The sequence below is a fragment of the Candidatus Accumulibacter vicinus genome (genome assembly GCF_000584955.1).
Classification (GTDB): domain Bacteria; phylum Pseudomonadota; class Gammaproteobacteria; order Burkholderiales; family Rhodocyclaceae; genus Accumulibacter; species Accumulibacter vicinus.
In genome coordinates, this window is record NZ_JDSS02000005.1 from 1,914 (window position 1) to 3,259 (window position 1,346).

Annotated in this window: 1 protein-coding gene; it reads left to right on the top strand. The window is 55.8% G+C overall.

Features of this window, described 5'->3' with window-relative positions:
* Positions 1-538: 538 nt before the first annotated feature.
* Positions 539-1,346 (top strand): reverse transcriptase domain-containing protein (locus tag CAPSK01_RS00820; RefSeq protein ID WP_273702826.1); only part of this gene is annotated, 808 nt, incomplete at its 3' end.

Here is a 1,346-nt window from a genome sequence, read left to right on the forward strand (position 1 = left end):
GGTGCGGACGCTCAGCGTTGTAGAAGGCAAAATACTCGGCCAGGCCGTTCGCCGTGATCGGCGGTATATCCAGCGGGTTCAAGTCCCGTGAAAGGAGTTGTCCGTACGCCTTTTTAGCACCGGGAAGCGGCGTCCGAGTAATTGGAGGTCGTAAGTTTCCCAAGGGCAAAGCAGCAGGCCGCAACGCAAGTGAACCTAGACGTAGCCTCGTAACACTAAATGGAGAAGCCGACCCTCTGGTCTGAAGGGGAAGGCCGTTGGATGAGCGCTGGAATAACGGAAGTGGCGCGCATCGACTCCCGGGGTATCAGGGGTGGCATGTTGTGGAGGATAGACCGTGCAGCACGGGAGACCCGTTGCGGTGGTGGGGAGGCCACTGACTGACGCGTATAAGGAAACGAAAGCGCGGCAGGCCGTAACGGGAGTCGGAGGGGTTCATAGTACCGTTCGAGATCAAGGGACAACACAACCCCGGTCGAGGGAAGGGACCCTACTTTGTTCATGCAGCCGAAGAGTGAAGGAGAAGGGGATTGCAAAAATGCTAGCCACCCCTGAAGTGATCAGGACACTACAGAGGAAGCTCTACACCAAGGCCAAGCAGGAACCGGCCTATCGCTTCTATGCTTTATATGACAAGGTTTGGCGGGCAGACATCCTCATGCATGCCTACCGCCTGGTTCGCGCCAACAAGGGGAGTCCCGGCGTTGATGGGATGAACTTCGAGGACATAGAGCAGAAGACAGGGATAGAGATGTTTTTGTCGGAACTGACCCAAGACCTGAAAGATAAAACCTACACCCCGAGTCCAGTACGGCGCGTCATGATCCCCAAGGCGGATGGCAGCAAGCGTCCTCTGGGGATACCGACGATCCGAGACCGGGTAGCCCAAATGGCGGTAAAGCTGGTCATCGAGCCGATATTTGAAGCGGATTTCTGTCCGAATTCCTACGGATTCAGACCTAAGAAGTCTGCCCATGATGCGGTCGATGAAATAGCAGAGGCGCTTGATCGGGGCCACACCCAAGTCATTGATGCCGACCTGTCGAAGTATTTTGACAGCATCCCTCACGCCAAACTGCTGGCCGTCGTAGCCGAGCGCATCGTTGATAGTGCGATTTTGCACGTACTCAAGTTATGGCTCAAAGCGCCGGTCATCGAAGAGGCCGAGGACGGCACACGGAAGAATGTTGGTGGCGGTAAAGGCAACAGCAAAGGCACGCCGCAAGGTGGAGTAATATCGCCACTGTTGTCGAACTGCTATCTGCATCTGCTTGATCAGATCTGGGTCAGGCATCAATTCTGCGCGAGAATCAGGTGGTTCAGATGCGTTGCGGCAACCGTGCTGG